Here is a 23,358-nt window from a genome sequence, read left to right as displayed (position 1 = left end):
AGGCGTGATCGATATCAGCGAATCCGTGATGCAGATCCTTCTCGCATTGATCGTCATCGGCCCGCTCATCGGCGCGGCCGCGGCTCTCCTGCCGGCCCCGCCCGGGCTGAAGGGGAAGTCACCCGAGCAGGCGGTGCTGCGGCACGGCGTGCTCGTCACCGGCGTGGTGCTCATCGCCGCGATCGCCCTCGCGCTGGGCTTCGACCACGACCACCCGTCAAGAATGCAGGCCACGACGGACATCAGCTGGATCCCCGCACTCGACGTGCGCATCCACCTCGGCGTCGACGGCATCTCGCTCCCCCTTCTGGTCCTGACCGCGCTGCTGACCTTCCTCTGCGCGCTCTACAGCTACTTCAAGATGCCCGCGGGCCCCACCCCGAAGGCGTTCGTCGCACTCGTCCTGGTCCTCGAGTCCGGCACCCTCGCCACCTTCGCCGTCCTCGACCTGCTGCTGTTCTTCCTCGCCTTCGAGATGGTGCTCATCCCGATGTACTTCCTCATCGCCCGCTGGGGCGGTGCCGGGCGGCAGGCCGCCGCCTGGAAGTTCATCCTCTACACGCTGCTCGGTTCGGTCGTCATGCTGCTGGGCCTGCTCCTGATCGGGATCAAGGCGGGCACATTCGACATGGTGGCACTCGCCACTGACAACGGCCGCGAACTCACCACATCCGTGCAGGTCATCGCCGTTCTGGCGGTCGGGATCGGACTGGCCGTCAAGACGCCGATGTGGCCGCTGCACAGCTGGCTGCCCGACGCGCACACCGCCGCGCCCACCGTCGGCTCGGTCCTGCTGGCCGGCGTCCTGCTGAAGATGGGAACGTACGGATTCGTCCGGATCCTGCTCCCCGTCGCACCCGAGGGCATGCGCACCTTCGCGCCCTACCTCGCCGCCCTCGCGGTGGTCGGCATCATCTACGGATCCCTGGCCTGCCTCGCCCTCGCCAAGCAGGGCGCGAAGGGCGACCTCAAGCGCCTCATCGCGTACTCCTCCGTCGGCCACATGGGCTTCGTCCTGCTCGGCATCGCGACGATGACGCCGACCGGCGTGAACGGCGCGCTGTTCGCCAACATCGCCCACGGCCTCATCACCGGCCTGCTCTTCTTCCTGGTCGGCGCCCTCAAGGACCGTACGGGCACGACCGACCTGGACACCCTCGCCGAGGAGACCGGCGCCGCCCTCTACGGCAAGGCACCGCGTCTCGGCGGCCTGCTCGCCTTCGGCGCCGTCGCCTCGCTCGGGCTGCCCGGCCTCGCCGGGTTCTGGGGCGAGATGCTGGCGCTGTTCGGCGCGTTCGACCCCGCCGACGGCCTCAGCCGCCCCGCGTTCCTGACCTTCATGTCGATCGCCGCCTTCGGCACCCTGCTCACCGCCGCGTACATGCTCGTCGTGGTGCGCCGCGTCTGCATGGGCGCGGTGCCGCAGCAGGACGCCCCGCGGCTCGCCGACGTCCAGGCGTACGAGTTCGCGGCCTGGACCCCGCTCGTCGCCCTCACCGTCATCGCCGGACTCTGGCCGAAGGCCCTGCTCGGCCTGACCGACCCGGCCGTGCAGCAGCTCCTCGCAGGAGGCACCCGATGAGCTCCCTGGTCCAGTCCGTCGACTGGCTCGCGATCGCGCCGCCCACCCTCGCGGCGGCCGTCGGACTCGTCGTGCTCGTCGCCGACCTCTTCGTCGGCGACGCGAGGAAGGCGCTGCTCGGCTGGATCTCCGTCGCCGGACTCGCCGCGTCCGCACTGATGCTGCTGCCCCTCCTGGACGGGGACCGCGCCACGTTCTGCCTGACCGGCGACGCCGACGTGTGCAGCTACACCGCGGACCGGTTCACGCTCGTCATCCAGTTCCTCGTCCTCGGCGGCGCCCTCCTGGCGGCCCTCCTCTCGGTGACCGCCCTCAAGGACGCCGACAAGGAACTCCCCGAGGGCGAGTACTGGTTCCTGCTGCTCTCCTCGGCCGCCGGCGCCGCCCTGCTCCCCGCCTCCCGGGACCTCGCGACGCTCATCGTCGCCCTGGAGGTCGCCTCCCTGCCCGCCTTCGCCCTGGTCGGCATCAGGCGCGGCGACCGCAAGTCCTCCGAGGCGGCCCTCAAGTTCTTCCTCTCCTCGGTCACCGCGACCGCCGTCAGCCTCATGGGCGTCAGCTTCGTGTACGCCACGACCGGCACCCTGTACCTGACCGAGATCGCCGACGGGATCCAGCACGTCGACGGTCAGTTCGACACCCTCGCCCAGACGGGCGTCGTCCTCACCCTCATCGGGTTCGCGTTCAAGACGGCCGCGGTGCCGTTCCACTTCTGGGTGCCCGACACCTACGTGGGCGCGCCACTGCCGATCGCCGCCTACCTGTCGGTCGTCGGCAAGGCGGTCGGCTTCTCCGGCCTGATCCTCGTCACCGTCGTCGCGTTCCCCTCGTTCGCGGACGTCTGGGGACCCGCCCTCGCGGTGCTCGCCGCCCTGACGATGACCATCGGCAACGTCGGCGCCCTGCGCCAGCGCACCACGCGCGCGTACAGCGCGGTCCGGCTGCTCGCCTGGTCCTCCGTCGGCCAGGCCGGCTACCTGCTGGTGCCGATCGCCTCCGCCGCCTACTCCGACGACGCCGAGAAGGCCGTCGGCTCCACCGTCGCGTACGCCCTCATGTACGCGGCCGTGAACCTCGGCGCCTTCGCCGTGGCCGCCCTCGTCGGCCGTACGAGCCCCCTGAACCGCGTCAGCGACTACCGCGGCCTGTACGCCGCGAGCCCCGTCACGGCGCTCGTCCTGGGCTTCTTCCTGCTCTGCCTCGCGGGGCTGCCGCCGGGCATCATCGGCCTGTTCGCCAAGGTGACCGTCTTCTCGGCGGTCGTCGACGCCGGACTCGGCTGGCTGGCCGTGGTGATGGCCGTCAACGTCGTGATCGCGCTCTTCTACTACCTCCAGTGGACGACGCTGCTCTTCCGCGCCCCCGAGGGAGAGACGGCCGGGCACCGGTTCCCGGCCCCGCTGACCGCGGCCATCGCCCTGACGGCCGTCCTCGGTATCGCCCTCTCCGGAGCACCCCAGTTGGTCCTGCGCTTCTCGGACACCGGCCTCTTCTGACGGGCCCGCCCGCCGCGCCCCGTACCCGAGTCGGCCCCAGGCAGGACCCCGGCCCGGCACCCGCACGCGCGGGCGCGGACCCGCCCCGCGCCCGCGCACGCGTGCCTCACGACGCCCCGGAAACGCCCGCACGCGCGCGTGGGACAGCCGTCCCGTCACCCGGTCGGCCCACGCCCGCCGACGCGGGCACAAGGGAACTAGTGCCTCCTGCCTGGCGTTGACCTGTACGGGAGGGTCCACTGAGGAGTGGACGCATGCAGCATCCGCAAGCAAGGGTTCCCCTGCCGCACCACTTGGAGGGCGTACCGTGCACCGCCGGCACAACGGGCTCAGGACCGCCGTACTCCTCGGGGGACTGTCCGCACTCATCATCGTCATCGGCAGCTTCTTCGGGCGCACCGGTCTGATCGTCGCCCTCGTGATCGCCGTCGGCACGAACGCGTACGCGTACTGGAACAGCGACAAGCTGGCGCTCCGCGCGATGCGTGCCCGCCCGGTGAGCGAATTCGAGGCCCCGGCGCTCTACCGCATGGTCCGCGAACTCTCGACCCAGGCCCGCCAGCCCATGCCGCGGCTGTACATCTCACCCACCGAGGCACCCAACGCGTTCGCGACGGGCCGCAACCCCCGCAACGCCGCCGTGTGCTGCACCGACGGCATCCTGCGCCTGCTCGACGAGCGCGAGCTGCGCGGCGTCATCGGCCACGAACTCAGCCACGTCTACAACCGGGACATCCTGATCTCCTCGGTCGCCGGCGCCCTCGCCTCCGTGATCATGTTCCTGGTCAACTTCGCCTGGCTGATCCCCATCGGCCGCTCGAACGACGACGACGGACCCGGCATCCTGGGCCTGCTGCTGGTCATGATCCTGGGCCCGCTCGCCGCGTCCCTCATCCAGCTCGCCATCAGCCGCTCCAGGGAGTACGAGGCGGACGCTTCCGGCTCCCAGCTCACCGGGGACCCGCTCGCCCTCGCGAGCGCCCTGCGCAAGCTCGACGCCGGCACCAAGCAGCTGCCGCTCCCCCCGGAGCCGCGCATCGAGACCGCCAGCCACATGATGATCGCGAACCCGTTCCGCCCGGGTCAGGGACTGTCCAAGATGTTCTCCACGCATCCGCCCATGGCGGAGCGCATCGCCCGGCTCGAGAAGATGGCAGGTCGCCCCCAGTGAAGACAATTCTGAACGTCATCTGGCTCGTCCTCAGCGGCTTCTGGCTGTTCCTCGGATACCTGCTCGCGGGCCTGATCCTGTGCGTCACGATCATCGGTATCCCGTTCGGCATCGCCGCCTTCCGCATCGGCGTCTACGCCCTGTGGCCCTTCGGCTACACGACGGTGGAGCGCCGAGACGCGGGCGCGCCCTCGTGCGTGGGCAACGTCCTGTGGCTGGTCCTCGCGGGCTGGTGGCTCGCCCTGGCCCACATCGTGACCGGCATCGCCCTGTGCGTCACGATCATCGGTATCCCGTTCGGCATCGCCAACTTCAAGCTCCTGCCCGTCTCGCTGCTCCCACTGGGCCGCGAGATCGTGCGCACGGACGAGCCGTTCGCGACGCGCTAGCCGACGGGGTGCGCCCGCCGAAGTACGCCCTGGCGGCGTACGACCAGGACGCCGAGTACGAGGCGGAGAACCGCGACACCTGGGCCTTCTGCGCGGAGGCCGAGGACCTCTGCGCAGACCCGCCAGCCCCCACGCGCGCGAGGTACACGCTGCTGGGCTGCCGTCCCGAGGGCCCGCTGAGCGCCGCCCTGTCCCGGTCCCGCGCGGAGGGCTCGGCACCCGTCGGCGTCCTCGTCCTGACGATCCTCGACAAACGGGGCGAGCCGGTCGAGGAGTGGGGCCTGGAGGACGTACGGGTCCTGGGGGACCGCCCGTGCGCACGCGACCTCGCGCTCCGCGACGTCGTGGTGGAGGCGTCCGAGTCCGTCGGCAACCCCTTCGACTACCCGCAGTGCCCGCCGCTCTCCCCGGGATACCGGATGCACGGTGCCACAGGCGAGAGCCACGGCACCTGCAAGGACCTGGCGCGCACGCGGGAAGAGGAGCCCACCTCGACCGAGCCGCCCGTGCGATTGCTCGGCTGCGCGCCGCGCGGTGCCCTTCGGGAGGCCCTGGACGCGGGCGAGGAGGACCTGGGACACGCCGTGCTGCTGCGCCTCGACGCGCACGGCCGCACCGTCCAGGAGGCCGTCGAGGGCGAGATCACCGCCTGGATCCCGTCCGCGCGCGGTCCCGGCCTCGTCGACCTCGCCCTCGAACCCTGGTCCGAGCGCCCCGCGCCGGCCGCCCCGGAGGTCTGGGACCTCTGGTGGGACGGGCGCCCGACCGAGCCCGGTCTCTGGGCGCGGCTGACTCCGGAGGGCCGGAGCGCCTGGCTCAGCACGGCTCTGGCGAACCACCTCCACGGCGGTACGGACCGTCCGGCGGGCACCGCCTTCCACCTCGACGGCCGCCACGTCACCGACCCGTCCGCCTTCTTCTGCGCACTCGGCGAAGCCGTGAACGGGCCGGGCGGCTACTTCGGCTGGGGTCTCGACGCCGTCGCCGACTGCCTCCGCGGCCGCTGGGGCGCCCGCTGGCCGCTGACACTGGTCTGGCACGACGCCGGTGTCGCCCGCATGTGCCTCGGCGCCACACCGCACGCGGGCCGGCGCCCGTGGACGTTCGAGGAACTGGTCGCCTTCCTCGCCGATGAGGGCGTAGAGCTCCACCTCGCATGACGACGCGTCAGAGCGCCAACGGCCCCCATCCCACCCGGACCAAGAGGACCCGGATACGGAAGCCCTGCGTTCCACAAGCAGTGCGAGAGCCGTTGTCCACAGCCTCGAACCCGCCCGCCGCGAGGGTTGTCCACAGGCCCGCACGATTGTCGGTGCCGCGCTGCATCATGAGCCCATGACCGAAATCGAGCAGTTGCTGGCAAGGGTCGCCCGACGGGCCCGTGACACCCGCCCGTGGGGCTGGCCGTCGCTCCCCGAGCCGGTGGACCCCTCCGTGATCGCCCGCGCCGAGTCCGCCCTGGGCTTCCCGCTGCCACCCCTGCTCGCCGCGCTCTACCTGCGGATAGGAGACGGCGGATTCGGCCCGGAATACGGCCTGTTGCCCCTGCTCGAGAGCGCGCCGTCCGGCGAACCGGCGGTCGTCCCGCAGTACGTCGCCAACCGCGCCGAGGGCGTCAAGGACCCCGACTGGCCCTGGCCCGAAGCGGTTCTGCCGATATCCCACTGGGGCTGTGGGATGTACGCGTGCGTGGACTGCCGGGACCCGGACGGCACGGTCCTGTTCTTCGAGCCGAACGCCGACCGCGCCGACGACGCCTGGTACGTGGACGCCGCGAGTCTCAAGGACTGGCTGAGCACCTGGCTGGACGGCACCGGCTGGTACGAGGAGTCCAACGACAACGCGGACCTGCTCCCTTGGCCCGACTTCCGCAGCCGCACGGTGCCGGCCACATAAGCCGACAGCACCCCGCCGTCCTCGCCCCTCCACGTCTGCGAGTGGCCTACCGCGAGGCCGCCCACCGACGTACGCCGTAAGCAGCCGCCCCTGCCACCAGCACGGCCGCTCCCACGACGACCGAGACACCCGGCAGCGCGAAGGCCAGCGTCGCGCACCCCACGAGCCCGACCAGCGGGACGATCCGCTGGACGGGAGCCGAACCGAGCGTCCACGCCGACGCGTTGGCGACCGCGTAGTACGCCAGCACCCCGAAGGAGGAGAACCCGATGGCACCCCGCACGTCGACCGTCGCGGCCAGGACCGCGACCACCGCCCCCACGGCCAGCTCCGCCCGGTGGGGCACCTGGAAGCGCGGGTGGACGACGGCCAGGACACCCGGCAGATGCCGGTCACGCGCCATGGCCAGCGTCGTCCGCGACACCCCGAGGATGAGGGCGAGGAGCGACCCGAGCGCGGCCACGGCCGCACCCACGCGCACCACCGGCACGAGCCCCGGCACCCCCGCAGCCCGCACGGCATCGGCCAGCGGCGCCGAAGCCCCGCCCAGCCCTTGCGCACCCAGCACGGACAGAACCGACACGGCAACGGCCACGTACACGACCAGCGCGATACCCAGGGCCAGCGGGATGGCGCGGGGAATCGTGCGCGCCGGATCCCTGACCTCCTCACCGAGGGTCGCGATCCTCGCGTACCCGGCGAACGCGAAGAACAGCAGGCCGGCCGCCTGAAGCACCCCGCCGAGCCCGCCGGACAGCCCGACGTCGAGCCGGCCGGCGTCGGAGGCGTCGGAACCGAGGCAGACGACCACCACGGAAGCGAGGACGGCGAGGACCACCGCCACGATCACCCGGGTCAGCCAGGCCGACTTCTGGATCCCGCCGTAGTTCACCGCGGTCAGGGCCACCACGGCACCGACCGCCACCGCGTGCGCCTGCCCCGGCCAGACGTACGCGCCCACGGTGAGCGCCATCGCCGCACAGGAGGCCGTCTTGCCGACGACGAACGACCAGCCCGCGAGATAGCCCCAGAACTCCCCGAGCCGCTCGCGTCCGTACACGTAGGTGCCGCCCGAGGCGGGATACAGGGCGGCCAGCCGCGCGGACGACATCGCGTTGCAGTAGGCGACCACGGCGGCGATCGCGAGCCCGATCAGCAGCCCCGAGCCGGCGGCCCCGGCGGCGGGACCCAGCGCGGCGAAGATGCCGGCGCCGACCATCGAGCCCAGTCCGATGACGACGGCGTCCCCGACGCCGAGCGTCCGCCGCAGCCCGGCACCGGTGTCCTGGCCGGCGGTCCCGTGTCCTGTCATGCCCAGCACCCTACTGATCAGTGCAACCGGCCGGCGGCGGGCAGACGTCCTCCCCGGCAACGGGGCACCAACACGGGTGCGACCAGCGGCTCGAACGCATGGACACAGCCCGGCCGGAGCATGATCACAGTCCGGGCACGGTGCGGAGAGGCAGGTTCAGGGCATGGGCATCATCGGCTGGATCATTCTGGGGCTGTTGGCCGGAGCCATCGCCAAGTTCCTGCTGCCGGGACGCGACCCGGGCGGCTTCGTCGGAACGACCGTCATCGGCGTCGCGGGCGCCTTCATCGGCGGCTGGATCTCCGCGCGCTGGCTCGACCACCCGATCACCAAGGAGTTCTACGACGGCGCCACCTGGGCCGCCGCGATCGGCGGCTCCCTCGTCCTGCTGGTGATCTACCGCATCTTCTTCGGGGACTCGCGCCGCTGAGCGGACCACGAAGCTCCGGGCAGGCAGGAAGGGTGGGCACCCGGGGTGCCCACCCTTCGTCGTACCCGCACCGAACGCGCTAGCGGTAGTTCACGAACTGCAGCGCGAAGTCGAAGTCCTTGCCCTTGAGCAGCGCCTGCACGGCCTGCAGGTCGTCCCGGCTCTTGGAGCTGACGCGCAGTTCGTCGCCCTGCACCTGAGCCTTGACGCCCTTGGGGCCCTCGTCACGAATGATCTTCGCGACCTTCTTCGCGTTCTCCTGGGAGATGCCCTCCTCGATGGACGCGAAGATCTTGTACTCCTTGCCGGAGAGCTGCGGCTCACCGGCGTCCAGCGACTTGAGCGAGATGCCCCGCTTGATCAGCTTGGTCTCGAACACGTCGAGGATGGCCTTGACCCGCTCCTCGGAGTTCGCCTCCATGAGGATCTTCTCGCCGGACCAGGAGATCGAGGCGCCCACGTTCTTGAAGTCGTAGCGCTGCGAGATCTCCTTGGCGGCCTGGTTGAGGGCGTTGTCGACCTCCTGCCGCTCGACCTTCGAGACGATGTCGAAACTGGAGTCGGCCATGTCCTGTGGCTCCTTGTATCGGGGTGCGTGGGGGCGGCCGCAGAGCCGGCATGGGCCCCGCGCCGCATCCGCATAAGCCTAGCCACCCGCTCCCCGCCGAGTACTGATCAATCGGGTGGCGAACCACCCCCGGGCATCGGGTATCGTTTACGTCGTTGCCACGGAGCACCGCCGAAAAGCGGTCCTCACGGCAGCAACCCCGGCGGTGTGCCCGAGCGGCCAAAGGGAGCAGACTGTAAATCTGCCGGCTCAGCCTTCCCAGGTTCGAATCCTGGCGCCGCCACATGAAGGGAGACCCCCTCCGATCTGCGGAAACGTAGACCGGAGGGGGTTTCTTCTTGTTCGAACATCGTGATTCGAACGGTGATCGAAAAGCGAGTCTTGTCTCACTAGATCTCGGGTGTAGCCCGGCCCTGATCAGTGCGTGTCCCCCAGGCGTCCCCCGGGGGATTCGCTATTTCCGTCCCATTCCCGCAGGCCAGCCTCGATCTGGCGGTTCGCTCGGTCCTGCGCCTGCGCCAGAACCTTCGCGTAGACCCGGAGGAGCACTGCGACGGAGTGCCCAGCCCTGCGAGCCACCTCCATTGGATCGACCCCAGAGAAGAGCCAGAAGGAGACGCCGGCGCACCTAAGGTCGTACGGGCGACGTGCAAGCGGAGATACCGCCTCGATAGGGGAGAGGGCCGCGCTTCGCGCCTCTGCCCATACTTCGCCATATCCTGTGTCTTGAATCACGCCGCCCCGGCTCGTGCGAAAGAGCCGTCCGTCCGGCGCCGCTCCGTACCGGGTGAGATGCCACCGGAGCATGGCCACGAAGTGAGGCGGGATGGGCACGACCCGGGAGTCTCTGGCGGCGCGAGCCTTCAGATGGCGCTGCTCGTAGGCCCGATCGTCGTCCGTCCAGCTGTGGCCGGCGTGAACGATGCCGCCGCGTAGCGTGAGCCGACCCCAGCCGCGCTTGGGGAGGTGGCACTGCGACACAGTCAGCCCCACGGCTTCGGCGGGGCGCATGGCGGCGTAATAGAGGCACCCGAAGAAGGCTTCGAGGTGAGCGCCTCGGTCACTTTGAGCGCGTACCTCTGCGAGCAGTTCCCGAACCTGTCGGGGGTTGGCGACGCTCGCGGGGTCGACTTCCTCGGTCGACTTCGGAGGCGACCACTTCACCGTGGTCAACGGGTTCACCGGGATGGTGAAGTATCGACGTTCCACGGCGAGGCCGAGGACGTCGCTGAGACATGCACGCTTGCGGTTCGCCGTGCGGCCGGCCGCACGGGAGCCGTTAAGCAGCGTCGAAAGGGCATCGAGAGCCAGGCGCAGCGTCTCGGGGTCTTCGAGCGCGGAGACGGGCAGCGAGTTCTTCTCGATCCAGCGGAGTGCCTCCGCGACTTCGGCGGGGTGCTCCTGATCCCAGCGGCTCTTGTTGTACGCCCATGCGTACAGGGCGGTGCGGAGTACACGGGCAGACGGTTGGCCGACGGACGTCCTCACGAGCGCCGGGGTGATCGTGGCGAGAGCATCCGCGTCGTTGCGACGGGACTTCGCGGGCAGGCGATCCCACCTGCGCTCGACGTACGTCCGGGTGTGTTCGTACCAGCTCACAGAGCCGTTCAGCGCCCGAAGTTCGGAAGCGGGCAGGCCCGTTTCCACATCGAACTGCTCGCCCTTGCGCAGAGCGGTCATCAGCTCCGAACGCCGTCCGTCCGCTTGGGCTTTGACGGTGTAGCTCCTTGAGTGCTTCTGCGGGCCGACCAGCCACCGGACGCGGTAGGGCTTCGGGCGGTCGCGCCGGGTCTCGATACTGTAGACGCGGACGTCGTAAGTGAGGGGCATTGGTCTCCAGACAGCGGAAGGGCCCGCCCACTTAGGGGGCGGGCCCAGCGGATGGTGTGTCAGGCGGCGTTCTCGGTGCAGTCCTCCCACCACGCGTCCAGGTCGGCGCGGCTCACCCGAACCTGGCCGTTGGGGAGCTTGCGGAGGCGGGGGGCCTTACCGCGGGCGCGCATGCGGTAGAAGGCCGCGCGGCTTATGCCGAGCTCGGTCAGGACTTCGGGGAGTTTGAGCATCTGGGGGCGAGCCATCGTTGCGACTCCTTGTCTTCGCCTTCTGGGGGATCCGCAACATCCGCCACGCCGCAACACTGCTGGTCAGCGGCTTGAATCTGTGGCGGATGCCGTTTGTGTTGCGGATAGGTCCCGCCACGCGGCGGCGGGGCGGGACCGTGGGGTGCGGGCTGGTCAGCCAGCGATGCGGAGTTGGCGTGTGTCGGTTTCCGCAAACATGTGGCGGGTCTCAGAAGGGGCATCCGCCACAGATCCACCCCCGCTGACCTGCGATGTTGCGGATGTTGCGGATGTTGCGGCTTCCTGGGGGTCGGGGCGGCAGTAGCGGTTCCACGCGTCGGTGAGGTCTTCGGCGTAGTAGCCCTTGGGGGTGGTGCTGCCGACCCGGATCCCTTTGGGCTTGATCGGGCTGTTGTCGGGGCGCACGTACTGGCTCAGCAGCTTGGACAGCCGGCGGGCGGTGAGCTGCTTGATGGCCTGTCCGTCCTCGCTCATGTCGGCCCACGGGGCGTCATCGAGGGAGAGCAGGACTTCGAGGATGGCCGCGGTGGGCATCTTGTCCACACCGCAGAACACCTTGTCGCGCAGGTCAGTCAACAGCCGCACGCCGAGAGAGGCTTCGTCGTTGCTGCTCGCGGACTTGATGAGTTCGATGCACGCCGCGCGTGCTCGGGCCGGCCAGTGTCCGCCGGCCGCGTCTGCGACCGCGAGCAGCGGTTCCCACACGTCCGCCGGCCGGTCCGTGACGCCCTCGGGCATCTCGGGCCACGCCTCAGACACCTGGTCGCGCACCGTGGCGGTCCAGTCTGCGAGCCGGTCCCGCAGCACGTGTCCCTGCTTCTCGTGGACGCGGCGCCGGTAGGGCTCGCACTTCTCGTTGGGTGCCTTCTTCCGCATGCGGATGATGACCGACCTGGTCAGGATCGTGTCCGGCAGCGTGCCGAGTCCGGCCATGGCGACCGCGCAGAACGAGGGGAAGAAGCCTGCTTTCTGGTCGGATCCGTCCCCGACGCAGCGCAGGGACTTGGCGCCGCGCCGGTAGCCGGAGTTGAGGAACCCGCGGACCTCCTCGTTCCCGCCCGCCTTGGGCCCGAATACGGTGTCGATCTCGTCGAACAGGAGGGTAGGGGTGCCCTCGTCCGCGGAGACGAGCCGGAACAAGGCGTTGGCGGAGGCGTTGACGGTCGTCGCGGCGCGCGGCGTGAGGGTCTCGATGATCTCCAGCGCACGGGACTTCCCGGAACCCGGTTCGGGGCTGAGGAAGGCGATGCGGGCGGTGCCGTCGAGAGCGTCCATCAAATGCGCGTGGGCGTCCCACAGGGCTACGGCGACGTAGGCGTGTTCGGTGGGGAAGACGTTGAAGCGGCGGTGGAAGGCTTCCACCTCGTCCAGCAGCGCGGCCCCGTCGATGGTCTCGGTCATGCGGCGGCCCTCCTTTCGGGCAGGGGCACGGGAGCTCCCGTGCAGGTGGACTTGTGGGCGGCGTAGTCGGCGGCGAGCGCGGCGACGTTCGGGGCTCCGGTGGCGGTGGCGGTCTGTCCGCAGGCGCAGGCGTAGGCGCCGTTGGGGGTGTCGCCGGGCTGCTTCCACCAGCGGGCTCCGTCCCAGTGGTCCCGGTAGACCGGTGGGGCGTAGTTGCGGATTCCGGGCTGCTCGGGGGTGGGGTCGGAGGTGCTGTGACGGGCCTGGTTGCTGCGGAACTTCTGAGAGCGAAGGGCAGAAGGGACGCCCTTGCGGGCGGCGACCCTCGGTCCGCCCACAGCCGCCTGGGGTCCAGCCGGCCGGGCGGGACGCGGCCCGCCAGTCGGTTGGGCTTGGCCTTCCAGGTGGAGGGAGTTGGGGGCGCTCATGCGGCCTCCCGCGGGCGGGCGGTGCGGATGGAGCCGTCCAGTGCGCTGCGGATCGTGGTGCGGCATTCGGCAGTGGCGAGTCCGGCCGCCTCCCCCGCCGCCTGGAAGGCCTCCTCCACCACGTGCCGCGGAAGGTCGCCCCACGCGACGAACCGCCCCACCTTGAAGGCGCTGCGGTTCAGCACCGTGTTCCGCATGCCCTCCGCAGCAGCAGCCACTGCGGCGCACTCGGCTTCCAGCGCCGCCTGTGCCGCGAGACTGCCCGCCATGACGGGCAGTCTCAGCGGCCCGGGGGCAGCGGCGGGAGCGGCTGTCAGTGCGTCGCACAGCCAGCCCGGCAGCGGGACAGGCTCGCGGTCGTCCAGGACCGTATACGTGCCGTCTGCGGTGATGCTGCCGGGGGCGACGACGTACCCGCCCCAGCCCCGGGTGTCGACCTTCTTCGCGAGGCGTCCTGCGGTGGAGTGCAGCTGGAGGCCGGGGGGTTGGGTGAAGTACAGGTGTCCTCCGCCGCGGGCGGTCCGCACCCGGTAGGTGTCGGGGACGGTCTGTCCGGCGCGCTCGCAGAGCGCTTGGAAGTTGGCGGCGCCGTCAGGCGTTCCTTTCGATTCTTGGGGCTTGAGGGTGTCGAGGTCGATCACGAGCAGCCCGGAGGGGCCGGTCGCGATGCCGATGTTGTAGGGCTGCCGCGTCCACGCCGCGACCAACAGATCGTGGTCGGTGGTGGCGCGTTCCTCCGGGGTCTTGTGGCCGTTGTCGCAGCGGCCGGTGCCGGGGCAGTACTTGTCCGCGTGGCCGGCCGGGCGCTTGTCGTGGGGGCGCAGGGGGATGACGTGCCATTCCCGGCGCGCGGCTTCCAGTGCCCAGGTGAGCAGGCCCGGCTTCGAGAGTTCTGTGTCTGGGGTACGGCTCATGCAGCCGCCTCCAATTGGGGTGCGGCGTTGGTGAGGTAGGCGTGGCCGATGTATTGGGCGTAGGCGGGTGGGATGGCTTCGCAGACCTCGCGGATGCCGAGCTTGATGTTTCCGCCGGCGGGGACCTTGATCCAGGGCATGCCCATGGCCTCCGCGGCGGCGTTTTGCCAGGCTCGGGAGTGGGCGCCGCCCGTGACGGTCATGTACGGCCTGTCCGCAGTGGGCAGATAGCCGTTTCGGGTGCACAGCGGGCCATGTCGAGGGTGGTTGGGCGGGGTCAAGTCCCAGTTGGTCTCGAAGACGCGGTGGCGGTAGACCGTGAGTCCGAACATGGGCCCGCACAGGGTGATGGGGTCGATGAGTTCGTTGGCGGCGCTTTCGACGTTCTCGATGACGTAGGGCCGACCGGTGGTGAGGATGGCGGCCCTGGTCGGGGCGATCAGGCGGGGGTACGTCTTCTTGTTGTAGGCGTTGAGGTTGGAGTAGTCCTGGCAGGGTGGGGAGGCGTGGATCAGGTCGAACTCGTGGCCGTGCTCGCGGATGAAGGTCACGGCGTCTGCCTGGTGGAAGGTGAACGGGTAGTGGGGTTGGGGTTCGATGTCGACGCCGACGACGTCGAAGCCGGCCAAGTGGAAGCCCATGCCCATGCCGCCGGCACAGCAGAAGGCGTCCAGGACGAGGGGTCGGGGTCCGGCTCGCCGGATATCGGTGGGGTGGGGCATGCTGGAGACCTCCATCAGGTCAGTCCCGTGACGGGTGGAGAACAGGGCGGCCGTCGACTTGTGGTGAGAGGCGGCCGCCCGGAAAAGCCCCCGAACCGAGCGCATGACGCCGGCGGGGGTGCGTGGCGATCCCCGGTCAGAGCGGGGAGGCCGGGAATTTCGCAGGGCGTTGTCAGTGGTGCCCGCTACGTTGATCACAGGCGCTCGCGCGATGCCCGCGTGTCGGCGCCCGATTCGGTGTGCCTGTCGGGAGGGCTTGAGATGACGGCGTGGTTGGCGCTAGCGAAGGCCGGGAGCAAGCGGATCAGCGAGGGCTACGACGACAACCCCGCGACCCACTACAGCTGGGACAGCACTGTCCCCAACCACGCGACCTTGAAGGTCGGCGACGTGATCGTGCTGTGGGACTCCGTGGAGATGCTGGGCCTGTCGGTGATCGAGGACATCGCGAACGGCCAGACCACGAAGAAGACGCCGTACTGCCTCAAGTGCGAGAAGGCCGACGTCGCTGAGCGGAAGCAGAAGAAGCCCCGCTTCGTGTGCTGGAACCAGGAGTGCAAGCACGAGAACGAAGACGCCGGCTGGAAAACCAAGCAGGTGAAGACCTACACCAGTCGGCACGAGGCCGGATGGATCGCCGCCCGTGGAGCTTTGACCGCTCCGGAGCTGCGGGCGCTGTGCGTACAGCGAGCCTCGCAGAACAGCCTGCGCGAGCTGCGCTGGGACGACTTCCACCACGCCCTCACCCACGGCGGCGTCCCCGTGCCGCTGCGCATCGTCGACACCGCGCGGCAGGTTATCGCCGAAGGCCACGGCTCGGCCGTCGTCCGCGTCCGCAAGGGACAGCCTGCCTTCCGCAAGCACCTGCTTGAGGTGTTCGGCGAAGTATGCGCGTTCACCGGGCCGGCACCCGTCCAGGCGTTGGAGGCCGCGCACCTGTACAGCTACGCGGCCAACGGCAAGCACCATAAGGGCGGCGGCCTGCTCCTGCGCCGCGACCTGCACCGCCTCTTCGACCTCGGCCTCATCGCCGTCGACCCCACGACCAAGACGATGCACCTTGCCGATGCCCTGAAGGCCTACCCGGACTACGCCACGCTGGACGGCGCTCCGCTCACCGTGGCCGTGACCGCAGATCACGTCACGTGGCTCGCCAAGCACTGGGACATGCATCGCCAGAACGTGCCGCCGGTCGTGATCCCTTCGCAGGCCGGCCTCGTCGAAGCGGTCACCGCCTGAGGACGACGGAGTGCGAAGAGACGTAGGAGAGCGGCGTCTGGGCCAGGCAGGGCGGCCCCGGCGCCGATACTTCCCGCTGTGGGAGGAGCTCGCCGTGCTGACAGCGCACGGCGGCCGGTGCGTGTACTCCCTGGCCCCCTCGCGGGTCAAAGACCACGTCATCCCCTACGCCAGGGGCGGTGACGACGATCTGCACAACCTCGTGCCCGCCTGTGAGGCCTGCAACGACGCCAAGAACGGCCGCACGCCCCTGGAGTTCGCAGCCCTGCGAACGAGTCCCGGAGACTGGGGTCGACCGGGGCATCCCGGCAACGGCCGGCTCGGAGAGGGGTTCGAGCGGCTGCGCCAGCGGTACGCGACGTGGGTGGAACGCATCGAGTTCACTCACATCGAATCGATCCATCCGCGCCGGCGAGTCTGGTTCCAACGCGACCTGGACAGTACCTACTTCAACGCCCGCGCGACGCCGACGATCCGCGTGAAAGCCGCGATATACCGCGCCTACTACAGCGACCATGTGGCGGCGGCCGAAGCATCTGGCTGGCCCACCGACGCGCGGACGCCCTTCCGCATCTTCCAGCTGCGTGATTGGCGTGGGCCTTTCTCCGAGGACCCGAGCGACTGGTATTCGGCCTAGCCGACGTTGCTCGCTCCCTTGCGATCAGCGCCTGCGGGCGAGTTTGAGCGTGAGTCCGCCGGCTCCGATGGGTCCGGTGGCGCTCGCGATGACGGTTGCGGTGTGCGCGGCGACGTCCATCAGCCAGCACAGGGCGGCGACCACGCCCCACGCTCCGAGTGCGGCGGCCCCGGCGATGGCGAACGGGATCAGCACGCGCTGCCAGGGGAAGGCGGGCGGGGTGTCGTTGACGACGAACACGACCGGCTGGCCGGTGGCCTGAGCGCGGTTCCAGGTGTCGGCGGGGATGTGCGGGGCTATCTGGCCGGGCGGGGTGTGCTGGCGCATTTCAGCTCCCTCAGGGGTACGCCGCGGGCCCGCACCAAGAGGTGGCGCGGGCCCGTGCGGTGGGTGGTGTGCTTGTCGCGTGGCTTGTCGTCTCACTTGTCGTGCGGCTTGTCGTCTTGCTTGTCTTGTCGCTTGTCTTGTCGCTTGTCGCCTCCCAGGTCACAAGCCGTTTCCGGGCCCTACAGGCCCGTCAGACGACATGCGCTGGCGCGGGGGCGACAGGCGACAAGGGATCAGCCGTCGCCGGTGTGGGAGCGGTGGACGTAGCGGGCTTTGGTGCCCTCCCCGACGCGCACGGCGGTGCCGTCCTGCACCCACGTTTTCAGCCAGCCGACGACCGTCTGACGGGTCGTGCCGAACGCGTCCGCAAGGGCGCGGGCGATCGCGGACGCTCCGGTGCCCTCGGGTCCGGCGGCGATCAGTGCGGCGAGCGCGGCCTGTTGCGCGGGACTGTCCTCCTCGCCCCGCAGCGCCGACAGGTTCAGCCCCGCCGGCCGCTCGAACGCGTCGCCCTGCTCGGTGGTCTGGGGTTCGGGTGCCGTGCCGAACTGCGCGTCGATCTCCTCCCGGAACCGCCGCGCGAGCGCGTCCTCCGGGGACTCCTGCTCGCTCAGCGCGGACAGCCGCAGCGGCCCCGCCGTAACGCGCGGGGCATCGTTGGCGTTGTCGGACGCGCCGTGCTCGCGCATCCATGCGGTGCGCTCGGCATCCCAGCGCCGCGCGTAGGCGGGCCCGGCTGCCTTCATGGATACGTCATCGAGCGTGGGGTGGCGGTCGGAGGTTGCGGCGGTGATCTCCCGGATCTGGTTCGGGAGGATCCGCCACGCCTTGAACAGCGCGGCCGGCGACTCCGGGGTGCCCATGAACCCGGCTCCCTTGTGCGGGGCTTGGTCGACGCGCAGGCCGCGGCTGCCGGGGAACATCTTGGAGAGGTCCATGCCCTCGGTTTCACCACCGGTGAGGGCGACGCGCACCTTGGCCTCGCGACGGATCATCAGGTTGTTCAGGACGCTCCCCGTTGCTCCGAGGGCGGTGATGACGGTGCGTACGCCCATGGCGCGGGCGATCCGGATCACTTCGAGGATCTTGTCCCCGAGCTTGCGGATCTGCCGGTCGGTGCTGGCCAGGATTTCCGCGCCCTCGTCAATGACGAGCATGATCTGAGGGATCTTCACGCTGACCGGCAGCAGATCGGTGTTGGCCTTGGACAGCAGGTCTTGGTAGCCCATCTTGCGCTGCTTGGCCACCCGCACCGCAGCGTCAAGCATGGTCAGGGCTTCCTCGTACGTTCCGGCGAGCCAGTCAACACCGGGCCGCACGGGCTTGCCGTCCTCCCGCGTGATCTCCCCGTTCAGCGCCGGGAGGACCCACGGGAGGCCGGCGGATCCGGCGTTCAGGTCGATCACCCACGTGAGCATGTCCTCAGTGCGCGCGAACCCGGCGAGGATCAGGTGGATCAGGTTCGTCTTGCCCGAACCGGTCGGGCCGACGATCAGCGCGCACTGCTCGCGCAGGTAGGCCAGGACCTCTTCCGCGTTCGTCCGGTAGCCCCAGGGAATGCCGGTGTGCACGGAGAGCGGCCCGTAGTCGGCGGGGTAGGTGCGCTCCTGCTCCAGCACGTTCACCGTGGTGACGTCGATGATGACGCGGCCCTGATGGATGCCGGGCCCGGCGGTGGCGGTGCAGCCGTGCGGCAGCCGCGCATCGGCGGACAGGCGCGGGGACTCGCCCGCGATCTTGTTCCAGGTGGCGCCGCCGGGCGGGAGTTCGGCGTCGATGGAGAATCCGGCGCCGGTCTCCCACATTTCGACGCCGACGACGCGCACGGTGATGGAGCAGACGCGCTGGATGCGGTCGACCCATTCCGCGGCGATCGCACGCCGCTCCGCGGACAACTCCGCAGCGATGGCGCGCTGTTGAGCGGCGTTGGCCTCGTCCTCGCGCGCTTCCTCGTACAGCGCGGTGGACCGTGCGGCGGCTCCGATGCCGACTCCGATGGTGGCGAGGGAGCCCAGCGCGGTCCAAGTGAGCGGTCCGTGGGTCATGGCCCACGTGGTCCACCCGGCGCCGACCAGCCAGGATGCGGCTTTGGTGGCGAGGGTGCGGCCGGCGTTGCGGACGCGGATACCGGCGACGGTGTGACCGAGCGCCCCGGCCGCGCCCACGGCGAGGGCCCAACTGGGGGGCATCGAGGTGGCGGCGCCGGTGGTGGCGAGGGCGAAGGCTCCGGTGGTGGCGGACAGAGCGCCGGTCACGGGTCCGTGACCGGCGCTCCAGTCCAGCACCGGACCACTGCTCGCCTGCTGCTTTGCGGTGGCGGTGCTGCTCATGTCAGACGTTCCAGCCCTTCTCAGCCTCGGTGCCGTTGCGGGGGTCCTCGTGGCGGGCGATGTCCTGCTCGTGTGCCTGGCGGAACAGCGGTCCCATGTCCTCCGCGACCGCGACCGCGCTCATCAGGGCGCCGAAGATGTCGTTGAAGCCGTCGGCGACTTCCTTCTCCAGCGGGAACTCCGAGTCGGAGCGCTCCGCGAGGATCTTCATGACGTTGGCGACCGCGGTGAGCGCGGCGGGCAGTCCCTCGACCATGGCGAGGATCTCCATGGCGTTCTCGGGCTCGTACTGGTTGGCGGCCTGCTCCATCTCGGCAGCGGCCTCTTCGAACCGGAATCCGGACACGTGCTCTCCTTCACTCACAGGGGTGTTCGTGCTGGTGGGAACCGTGGCCGCGGGCCGCTCAACGCCGTCCGCGATACCGTCCGTGCCGTCCTTCGCGGCCTCCGCGTCCGCGGCGGCCTCCTGCTCGCGCTGCCTGTCCCGGGCGTTCTCGTCCCGGGTCGCGCGCTGCTCACCGGCGCTCTGCACCATCCGCCGGTACAGGCGCCGCCCGGGGTGGATGAGGGCGGGGATGCCGAGCTTGCGGCCGAGCCACGTGGACAGGCAGCCCAGCAGGCCGACGGGCAGGGCGAGCAGCGCGGCGAGCAGGCGGCGTCCGTGGAAGCGGGCCGCGGACCGGCGCAGCGCGCTGCGGGCTGCCTTCCGGGCGGGGGCCTTGCGGACCTGCGCCCGCTGCTTGGCCACCGTGCTACCGGTCTTGGTGTCGCGCTTGTTGCGCTGCTTAGCGATCGCCGCGTCCCGGGCGGCCCGCGCCTTACGGGCGGCACCGCCCAGCAGGCGGCTTCCGCCGATACCGCGCCTTCCTGGCCCGGTCTTGCCTGCGTTGGTCTTGGCGTTGCGGCGGGTATCAGCGACCGCACGCCGGGCGTTCGTCAGCTGCGCCCGCTGCCCGCTACGCGAGCCGGCACCGTCCTTCCGTGCGGCCCGCAGCGCCTTGACCTGCCCTGCCCGACGGGCAATGCCCTTGCCCGATCCCCCGGCGTGCTTGGACGGGCCGTTACCGGTCTTGCTCGGGGTCTTTCCGCCGGTCCCTGTACTGGCGTAGCGGGCCGCGGCAGTGCGGCGGTGCTGGCCGGGTACCTTGCCCGACCCGCTGCTACCGGCTCGGCCGCCACGTGATCCGCCGGAACGGCGCCCCGAGGCGGCACGTGTGCCACCACCCGAGCTGCGGAGCCCCGGGGTGCGTGCAGCGGTGCGGCCGGCAGTACGGGCCGCGGCCCGGCGAGCTTCGCGGCGCGGGTTGGGCTTGCGGGAACGGCTGGCAGCGACCGTGCCGAGGACGACCATGCCGGTCGCGGCCACGGCCGCGGCGAGCGGTCCGCCTGCCAGGGAGGCGGCGGCGAGGGCGCCGACCGTGCCGTTCGCCCCGGACAGGGCGAGCGGAACGACCGGCCAGCCGCCGGGCGTGTGGTCCACCTCTGCCGTGTCCTTGGCGGTGGTGGGCGGGGTGTCGGGCGGCGGGGGTGGTGTGGTTGGGGGAGCCGGTGCTACTACCGGCTCGGTGCTGAGGTCCGTCATGCTGTGAGCACTCCTTATGGGGAGTAGGGCCCGGCCGGGGCCGTAGGAAGTTGCCGGCCGGGCCTGTCAACGGTGGTCAGGCGGCGCGCTGTTCTTCGTTGGGATAGGCGCAGGGCACGCACATGCCGAGCGAGGCGGGGATGACGTATCCGGCATCCCGCTTGCACTCCGGGCACGTGCGCCGCGCGGTGTTGGCCTTGGCCAGAGCAGCCCACTTCGCCGGCGTCATCGGGCGTACGGGCTTGGCCATGTCGATCTCGTACAGGTAGGCGACCAACGGCCCGCGGCGATACCGGGGTCGCTCGATCTGCGCGGCAACGTCCTGCCCGCCCGGCCGTAGCCCTCGGGCCCGCAGTTGCCGGATCGTGGCCAGACCGACGGGGGCGAGGTGCCAGGGGTAGACGGGTATGGAGGCCATCAGACGGCAGCCTCAGCCGGTCCGTCCCCGTCCTCGTCCGTGTTCTCGCGCAGTCGGTTGGCGACCCAGCCGATCGACCAGCCGGTGTCTTCCGCGAGCTGCCGTACCGACTTCTCGCCCTCTGCGAACGAGCGGAGGTAGGCGCGGGCTTCGGTCTCGGGCATCTTCGTGAACGGGGTCGGCCGGCTGTTCACGGCGGTGTTCACGGAGCCGTTCACGGTGTTCACGCCATCCCGCTCAACAGCCTCGCGAGAGGCCAGGGAGACGACCTCCCGGCCGTGCCGGTCGGACCGTGAACGCTCCGCCTGTTCACGCTGTTCACGCCGCAACGCATCCTCACGCGCCTGCTTCTCGCGCCGGACGCGCTCCTCGTATTCGCGCTGCTCACGACGGGTCTCAGCCTCGCGGTCGAGACGTTCACGCTCTATGCGGGCGTTGTGGTCGCGCTCCGCAGCCCGCTCGGAAGCCTCCCGCTCGGCCCGCTCACGTTCGAGCTTTTCGGCGTGCTCGCGGGCCTGCTGTTCACGGTGTTCACGGGCCTGCCGCTCGCGTTCACGCTCGGCCCGCTGCTGCTGTTCACGCTGCTCGGCTTCGGCGGCCCGTGAACGCTCGATGCGCTCCACCGCGCGGTTGATCGCACGCCGGTAGGCGAGCCCCGCTTCGGCGGTGGCGATCAACAGGAGCGGCGCCACCGAGTGGACCGCCACCCCCACCGCGTCACCCTTGAGCGCGCTGTCCCCGATGTTCAGGAGCAGCGTCATAAGACCGGTCATCCACCGCAGCACGGCCGGCCACGCCCCGGACGTTCCCCCGAGGCGGGCCACGGTCGCATCGAGACGGACCACGATGACCACTGCGGTATCCACAACCAGGGGAAGGATCGGCGCGGTGCGGTCCCAACCGTCCGGGGTGACCCGCTCGACGAGGGGCGTGACGGTAAGGACGGAGAACAGCACCGCGCCCGCGGTGATAGCCCACGTCCCGTAGGAGAGCGTCTTTTCCGCGGAGCGGATCTGCTCCGCAGACAGGGACTCAAGCATGGCGGCCCCCGTCCTGGCCGCGCTCGCGGCGGGCCCGGCAGACGAGCAGCAGATGGGTGGCGCCGGCGAACACGGCCAGGTTCCACAGACCCCGCCCCCACGGCGCCAATGGCACCAGCCACGACGTCACACACGCGATGGCCAGCACCGCCCCGCCCCGGCGCAGCCACCAGGCGAAGAGGCGTTCCCTCATGCCGCCACCTGCATGCCAGCGGTGCAGCGGCCACCCTGGCGCTTCGTTGTGCGGCGCGAACGGCGGGCGGTCGGGCGGGAGACGAGCGGGCTCATACGGAGCAGGGACTCTGCGAACGCGGCGGCCTCCGGGGCACTCTCGCGCAGCTCCGCGAGCACTTCCCGCGCCACGTCCAGCCGCGCGGCCCGTTCCAGCTCCGACTCCCTGACGGGGCCGGTGAACAGCTCAAGGTCAATGCCGAACGCCAGCTCCGCGAACTCGGCCGGCGTAACAGCCACATGACCAGCAACGATGCACTTCATGGGTCGTGACTCCTTCATCAGTGGAACGGCCCAAACAGCGGCCCCGGAGTTGCACCTCCGGGGCCGCGCGCCGTTGAAGTCGGACAACTCCGGCTCCCCTCAGCGCTGCTCGTATGAGACGAGCAGCGGAGGCAACCGGCCGCCGCAGTGGACGCAGCGGAGAGGTTGAGGTTCGAGATGCGGCAAGAGCCGCAGACGCCGGACCCGCCCCTAAGAGCAGATCCGGGCAGGTCACCCGGCCCGACATGGCCGCCGGGATGGTGACCCGCACCCATCGACCGCACCTGTGCATGCGGCTGGGTCGGCGCTCTGTTGAGTTCTCCACAGCGCGTGATCCGGGCCGTGCGTCCGGACGCTGTTCACGCAGGTCAAGCCGTTTTAAATAGAGCGACCTAGGTCGCTCGTCGATGAGGAGAAAGCTACCTAGGTCGCTTCTGGTCGTCAAGAGGTCTCGCGACCTGAATGGAAACGACCTAGGTCAAGTACGCTTTCGGGTGTGGACTCACAGCCGAAGAGGAAGCTCAACGCCCGCGAGATCGCAGCGAGGATCAGAGACGAAATCGCCGCAGGGACATTCGGGCCCGGTGACCGACTTCCCGGTGCTCGGGCCTACGCCAAGAAGCTCGGCGTAGCCCTGATGACCGTGCAGAACGCCTACACGCAGCTCCAGGAAGAGGGACTGGTGGAAGGTCGCCCGGGCAGCGGCACTTACGTCCGTGACCCTGCCCCTGGCGAGCAGGCGCCCCGCGAGGCTGCCCTGCGCCTGACCGAGCTGCAAGCCGAGCTCGCGCGTGTCTCGACCGAACTTTCCGGTCTTGTCGAGCGCGTCAAGCAGCTTGAGGCCGTCGTGGGCGCCGCCGAGGGAGAGCCCGGCGCCTAGCGTCTCTCGCGGTGCGTTCG

25 protein-coding genes and 1 tRNA gene are annotated in these 23,358 nt (G+C 70.2%); 11 read left to right on the top strand and 15 right to left on the bottom strand.

Annotated features, from left to right (window positions below):
- Nucleotides 1-4 precede the first annotated feature (4 nt).
- The 6 genes from ACWGIS_RS04350 to ACWGIS_RS04325 all read left to right on the top strand — a co-directional run bounded on the left by ACWGIS_RS04350 (nt 5) and on the right by ACWGIS_RS04325 (nt 6,534).
- Nucleotides 5-1,582 (top strand): NADH-quinone oxidoreductase subunit M, encoded by a 1,578-nt coding sequence (locus tag ACWGIS_RS04350; protein ID WP_453360876.1) that lies wholly within the window; start codon nt 5-7, stop codon nt 1,580-1,582.
- The gene (locus ACWGIS_RS04345) at nt 1,579-3,078 is read left to right on the top strand and encodes an NADH-quinone oxidoreductase subunit N (RefSeq protein WP_453360875.1); all 1,500 of its coding nucleotides are present in this window, start codon (nt 1,579-1,581) and stop codon (nt 3,076-3,078) included. Before ACWGIS_RS04350 ends, ACWGIS_RS04345 begins: the two co-directional genes overlap by 4 nt.
- Before the next feature lie 307 nt (nt 3,079-3,385).
- A complete protein-coding gene (gene htpX, locus ACWGIS_RS04340; RefSeq protein WP_453360874.1) occupies nt 3,386-4,249 on the top strand; it encodes a zinc metalloprotease HtpX in 864 nt (287 codons plus the stop codon).
- The gene (locus ACWGIS_RS04335) at nt 4,246-4,638 is read left to right on the top strand and encodes a YccF domain-containing protein (RefSeq protein ID WP_453360873.1); all 393 of its coding nucleotides are present in this window, start codon (nt 4,246-4,248) and stop codon (nt 4,636-4,638) included. The genes htpX and ACWGIS_RS04335 overlap by 4 nt, the downstream gene beginning before the upstream one ends.
- 8 nt (nt 4,639-4,646) lie before the next feature.
- A complete protein-coding gene (locus tag ACWGIS_RS04330) occupies nt 4,647-5,798 on the top strand; it encodes a barstar family protein (protein ID WP_453360872.1) in 1,152 nt (383 codons plus the stop codon).
- A 175-nt stretch (nt 5,799-5,973) separates the two neighbouring features.
- Nucleotides 5,974-6,534 carry an SMI1/KNR4 family protein gene (locus ACWGIS_RS04325; protein ID WP_453360871.1) on the top strand — a complete coding sequence of 187 codons (561 nt, stop codon included), beginning with the start codon at nt 5,974-5,976 and terminating at the stop codon, nt 6,532-6,534.
- 46 nt (nt 6,535-6,580) lie between these two features.
- Here the strand turns inward: ACWGIS_RS04325 and ACWGIS_RS04320 are convergent, their stop codons facing one another.
- Nucleotides 6,581-7,846 carry an APC family permease gene (locus ACWGIS_RS04320; protein WP_453360870.1) on the bottom strand — a complete coding sequence of 422 codons (1,266 nt, stop codon included), beginning with the start codon at nt 7,844-7,846 and terminating at the stop codon, nt 6,581-6,583.
- 163 nt (nt 7,847-8,009) lie between these two features.
- Here ACWGIS_RS04320 and ACWGIS_RS04315 point away from each other — a divergent pair, with 163 nt between their 5' ends.
- Nucleotides 8,010-8,276 (top strand): GlsB/YeaQ/YmgE family stress response membrane protein, encoded by a 267-nt coding sequence (locus ACWGIS_RS04315; RefSeq protein WP_453360869.1) that lies wholly within the window; start codon nt 8,010-8,012, stop codon nt 8,274-8,276.
- Between the two features lie 79 nt (nt 8,277-8,355).
- Here ACWGIS_RS04315 and ACWGIS_RS04310 read toward each other — a convergent pair whose 3' ends face one another.
- Entirely contained in the window at nt 8,356-8,844 is a 489-nt protein-coding gene (locus ACWGIS_RS04310; protein ID WP_355789823.1) for a YajQ family cyclic di-GMP-binding protein, read from the bottom strand.
- A gap of 201 nt (nt 8,845-9,045) precedes the next feature.
- Here ACWGIS_RS04310 and ACWGIS_RS04305 point away from each other — a divergent pair.
- A tRNA-Tyr gene (locus ACWGIS_RS04305) sits at nt 9,046-9,127 on the top strand.
- 134 nt (nt 9,128-9,261) lie between these two features.
- Here ACWGIS_RS04305 and ACWGIS_RS04300 read toward each other — a convergent pair.
- The 6 genes from ACWGIS_RS04300 to ACWGIS_RS04275 all read right to left on the bottom strand — a co-directional run bounded on the left by ACWGIS_RS04300 (nt 9,262) and on the right by ACWGIS_RS04275 (nt 14,390).
- Nucleotides 9,262-10,674 carry a tyrosine-type recombinase/integrase gene (locus ACWGIS_RS04300; protein WP_453360868.1) on the bottom strand — a complete coding sequence of 471 codons (1,413 nt, stop codon included), beginning with the start codon at nt 10,672-10,674 and terminating at the stop codon, nt 9,262-9,264.
- A 59-nt stretch (nt 10,675-10,733) separates the two neighbouring features.
- Nucleotides 10,734-10,922, bottom strand: coding sequence for a helix-turn-helix transcriptional regulator (locus ACWGIS_RS04295; RefSeq protein ID WP_453360867.1), 189 nt, complete (start codon nt 10,920-10,922; stop codon nt 10,734-10,736).
- A gap of 156 nt (nt 10,923-11,078) precedes the next feature.
- Nucleotides 11,079-12,326, bottom strand: coding sequence for a DUF3631 domain-containing protein (locus tag ACWGIS_RS04290; RefSeq protein WP_453360866.1), 1,248 nt, complete (start codon nt 12,324-12,326; stop codon nt 11,079-11,081).
- Nucleotides 12,323-12,664 (bottom strand): hypothetical protein, encoded by a 342-nt coding sequence (locus ACWGIS_RS04285; protein ID WP_453360865.1) that lies wholly within the window; start codon nt 12,662-12,664, stop codon nt 12,323-12,325. Before ACWGIS_RS04285 ends, ACWGIS_RS04290 begins: the two co-directional genes overlap by 4 nt.
- An 86-nt stretch (nt 12,665-12,750) precedes the next feature.
- The gene (locus ACWGIS_RS04280) at nt 12,751-13,668 is read right to left on the bottom strand and encodes a bifunctional DNA primase/polymerase (protein WP_453360864.1); all 918 of its coding nucleotides are present in this window, start codon (nt 13,666-13,668) and stop codon (nt 12,751-12,753) included.
- Nucleotides 13,665-14,390 carry a DNA cytosine methyltransferase gene (locus ACWGIS_RS04275; protein WP_453360863.1) on the bottom strand — a complete coding sequence of 242 codons (726 nt, stop codon included), beginning with the start codon at nt 14,388-14,390 and terminating at the stop codon, nt 13,665-13,667. Before ACWGIS_RS04275 ends, ACWGIS_RS04280 begins: the two co-directional genes overlap by 4 nt.
- A 261-nt stretch (nt 14,391-14,651) precedes the next feature.
- On the opposite strand from ACWGIS_RS04275, the gene ACWGIS_RS04270 reads away from it, so the two are divergent.
- Together ACWGIS_RS04270 and ACWGIS_RS04265 are read left to right on the top strand one after the other, a co-directional pair.
- Nucleotides 14,652-15,629: an HNH endonuclease gene (locus ACWGIS_RS04270; protein ID WP_453360862.1), complete on the top strand. Its 978-nt coding sequence runs from the start codon at nt 14,652-14,654 to the stop codon at nt 15,627-15,629.
- Between the two features lie 94 nt (nt 15,630-15,723).
- Complete coding sequence (locus ACWGIS_RS04265; protein ID WP_453360861.1) at nt 15,724-16,266, top strand: HNH endonuclease; 543 nt, start codon at nt 15,724-15,726, stop codon at nt 16,264-16,266.
- A 24-nt stretch (nt 16,267-16,290) separates the two neighbouring features.
- Here ACWGIS_RS04265 and ACWGIS_RS04260 read toward each other — a convergent pair whose 3' ends face one another.
- The 7 genes from ACWGIS_RS04260 to ACWGIS_RS04230 all read right to left on the bottom strand — a co-directional run bounded on the left by ACWGIS_RS04260 (nt 16,291) and on the right by ACWGIS_RS04230 (nt 22,458).
- Nucleotides 16,291-16,593, bottom strand: a complete 303-nt coding sequence (locus ACWGIS_RS04260; protein ID WP_453360860.1) for a hypothetical protein — start codon at nt 16,591-16,593, stop codon at nt 16,291-16,293.
- 233 nt (nt 16,594-16,826) lie between these two features.
- Nucleotides 16,827-18,923, bottom strand: coding sequence for a hypothetical protein (locus ACWGIS_RS04255; protein ID WP_453360859.1), 2,097 nt, complete (start codon nt 18,921-18,923; stop codon nt 16,827-16,829).
- Nucleotide 18,924: 1 nt separating this feature from the next.
- Complete coding sequence (locus ACWGIS_RS04250; protein ID WP_453360858.1) at nt 18,925-20,505, bottom strand: hypothetical protein; 1,581 nt, start codon at nt 20,503-20,505, stop codon at nt 18,925-18,927.
- Between the two features lie 76 nt (nt 20,506-20,581).
- Entirely contained in the window at nt 20,582-20,923 is a 342-nt protein-coding gene (locus ACWGIS_RS04245; RefSeq protein WP_453360857.1) for an RRQRL motif-containing zinc-binding protein, read from the bottom strand.
- Entirely contained in the window at nt 20,923-21,963 is a 1,041-nt protein-coding gene (locus ACWGIS_RS04240) for a DUF2637 domain-containing protein (RefSeq protein ID WP_453360856.1), read from the bottom strand. Before ACWGIS_RS04240 ends, ACWGIS_RS04245 begins: the two co-directional genes overlap by 1 nt.
- Nucleotides 21,956-22,156 (bottom strand): hypothetical protein, encoded by a 201-nt coding sequence (locus tag ACWGIS_RS04235; RefSeq protein WP_453360855.1) that lies wholly within the window; start codon nt 22,154-22,156, stop codon nt 21,956-21,958. The genes ACWGIS_RS04240 and ACWGIS_RS04235 overlap by 8 nt, the downstream gene beginning before the upstream one ends.
- The gene (locus tag ACWGIS_RS04230; protein WP_453360854.1) at nt 22,153-22,458 is read right to left on the bottom strand and encodes a hypothetical protein; all 306 of its coding nucleotides are present in this window, start codon (nt 22,456-22,458) and stop codon (nt 22,153-22,155) included. The genes ACWGIS_RS04235 and ACWGIS_RS04230 overlap by 4 nt, the downstream gene beginning before the upstream one ends.
- 496 nt (nt 22,459-22,954) lie before the next feature.
- Here ACWGIS_RS04230 and ACWGIS_RS04225 point away from each other — a divergent pair, with 496 nt between their 5' ends.
- Nucleotides 22,955-23,338 (top strand): GntR family transcriptional regulator, encoded by a 384-nt coding sequence (locus ACWGIS_RS04225; RefSeq protein ID WP_453360853.1) that lies wholly within the window; start codon nt 22,955-22,957, stop codon nt 23,336-23,338.
- The last annotated feature ends 20 nt before the right edge of the window (nt 23,339-23,358 follow it).

Source organism: Streptomyces sp. NPDC054842, from assembly GCF_053611025.1.
Note: the sequence above shows the minus strand (reverse complement) of the source record. Positions and strands in the feature narration are given on the sequence as shown.

Coding starts and splice junctions, on each gene's coding strand:
- ACWGIS_RS04345 (WP_453360875.1), top strand. CDS start 1,579: ATGAGCTCCCTGGTCCAGTCCGTCGACTGGCTCGCGATCGCGCCGCCC.
- ACWGIS_RS04325 (WP_453360871.1), top strand. CDS start 5,974: ATGACCGAAATCGAGCAGTTGCTGGCAAGGGTCGCCCGACGGGCCCGT.
- ACWGIS_RS04320 (WP_453360870.1), bottom strand. CDS start 7,846: ATGACAGGACACGGGACCGCCGGCCAGGACACCGGTGCCGGGCTGCGG.
- ACWGIS_RS04315 (WP_453360869.1), top strand. CDS start 8,010: ATGGGCATCATCGGCTGGATCATTCTGGGGCTGTTGGCCGGAGCCATC.
- ACWGIS_RS04310 (WP_355789823.1), bottom strand. CDS start 8,844: ATGGCCGACTCCAGTTTCGACATCGTCTCGAAGGTCGAGCGGCAGGAG.
- ACWGIS_RS04300 (WP_453360868.1), bottom strand. CDS start 10,674: ATGCCCCTCACTTACGACGTCCGCGTCTACAGTATCGAGACCCGGCGC.
- ACWGIS_RS04295 (WP_453360867.1), bottom strand. CDS start 10,922: ATGGCTCGCCCCCAGATGCTCAAACTCCCCGAAGTCCTGACCGAGCTC.
- ACWGIS_RS04290 (WP_453360866.1), bottom strand. CDS start 12,326: ATGACCGAGACCATCGACGGGGCCGCGCTGCTGGACGAGGTGGAAGCC.
- ACWGIS_RS04280 (WP_453360864.1), bottom strand. CDS start 13,668: ATGAGCCGTACCCCAGACACAGAACTCTCGAAGCCGGGCCTGCTCACC.
- ACWGIS_RS04275 (WP_453360863.1), bottom strand. CDS start 14,390: ATGCCCCACCCCACCGATATCCGGCGAGCCGGACCCCGACCCCTCGTC.
- ACWGIS_RS04270 (WP_453360862.1), top strand. CDS start 14,652: ATGACGGCGTGGTTGGCGCTAGCGAAGGCCGGGAGCAAGCGGATCAGC.
- ACWGIS_RS04260 (WP_453360860.1), bottom strand. CDS start 16,593: ATGCGCCAGCACACCCCGCCCGGCCAGATAGCCCCGCACATCCCCGCC.
- ACWGIS_RS04255 (WP_453360859.1), bottom strand. CDS start 18,923: ATGAGCAGCACCGCCACCGCAAAGCAGCAGGCGAGCAGTGGTCCGGTG.
- ACWGIS_RS04250 (WP_453360858.1), bottom strand. CDS start 20,505: ATGACGGACCTCAGCACCGAGCCGGTAGTAGCACCGGCTCCCCCAACC.
- ACWGIS_RS04245 (WP_453360857.1), bottom strand. CDS start 20,923: ATGGCCTCCATACCCGTCTACCCCTGGCACCTCGCCCCCGTCGGTCTG.
- ACWGIS_RS04240 (WP_453360856.1), bottom strand. CDS start 21,963: ATGCTTGAGTCCCTGTCTGCGGAGCAGATCCGCTCCGCGGAAAAGACG.
- ACWGIS_RS04235 (WP_453360855.1), bottom strand. CDS start 22,156: ATGAGGGAACGCCTCTTCGCCTGGTGGCTGCGCCGGGGCGGGGCGGTG.
- ACWGIS_RS04230 (WP_453360854.1), bottom strand. CDS start 22,458: ATGAAGTGCATCGTTGCTGGTCATGTGGCTGTTACGCCGGCCGAGTTC.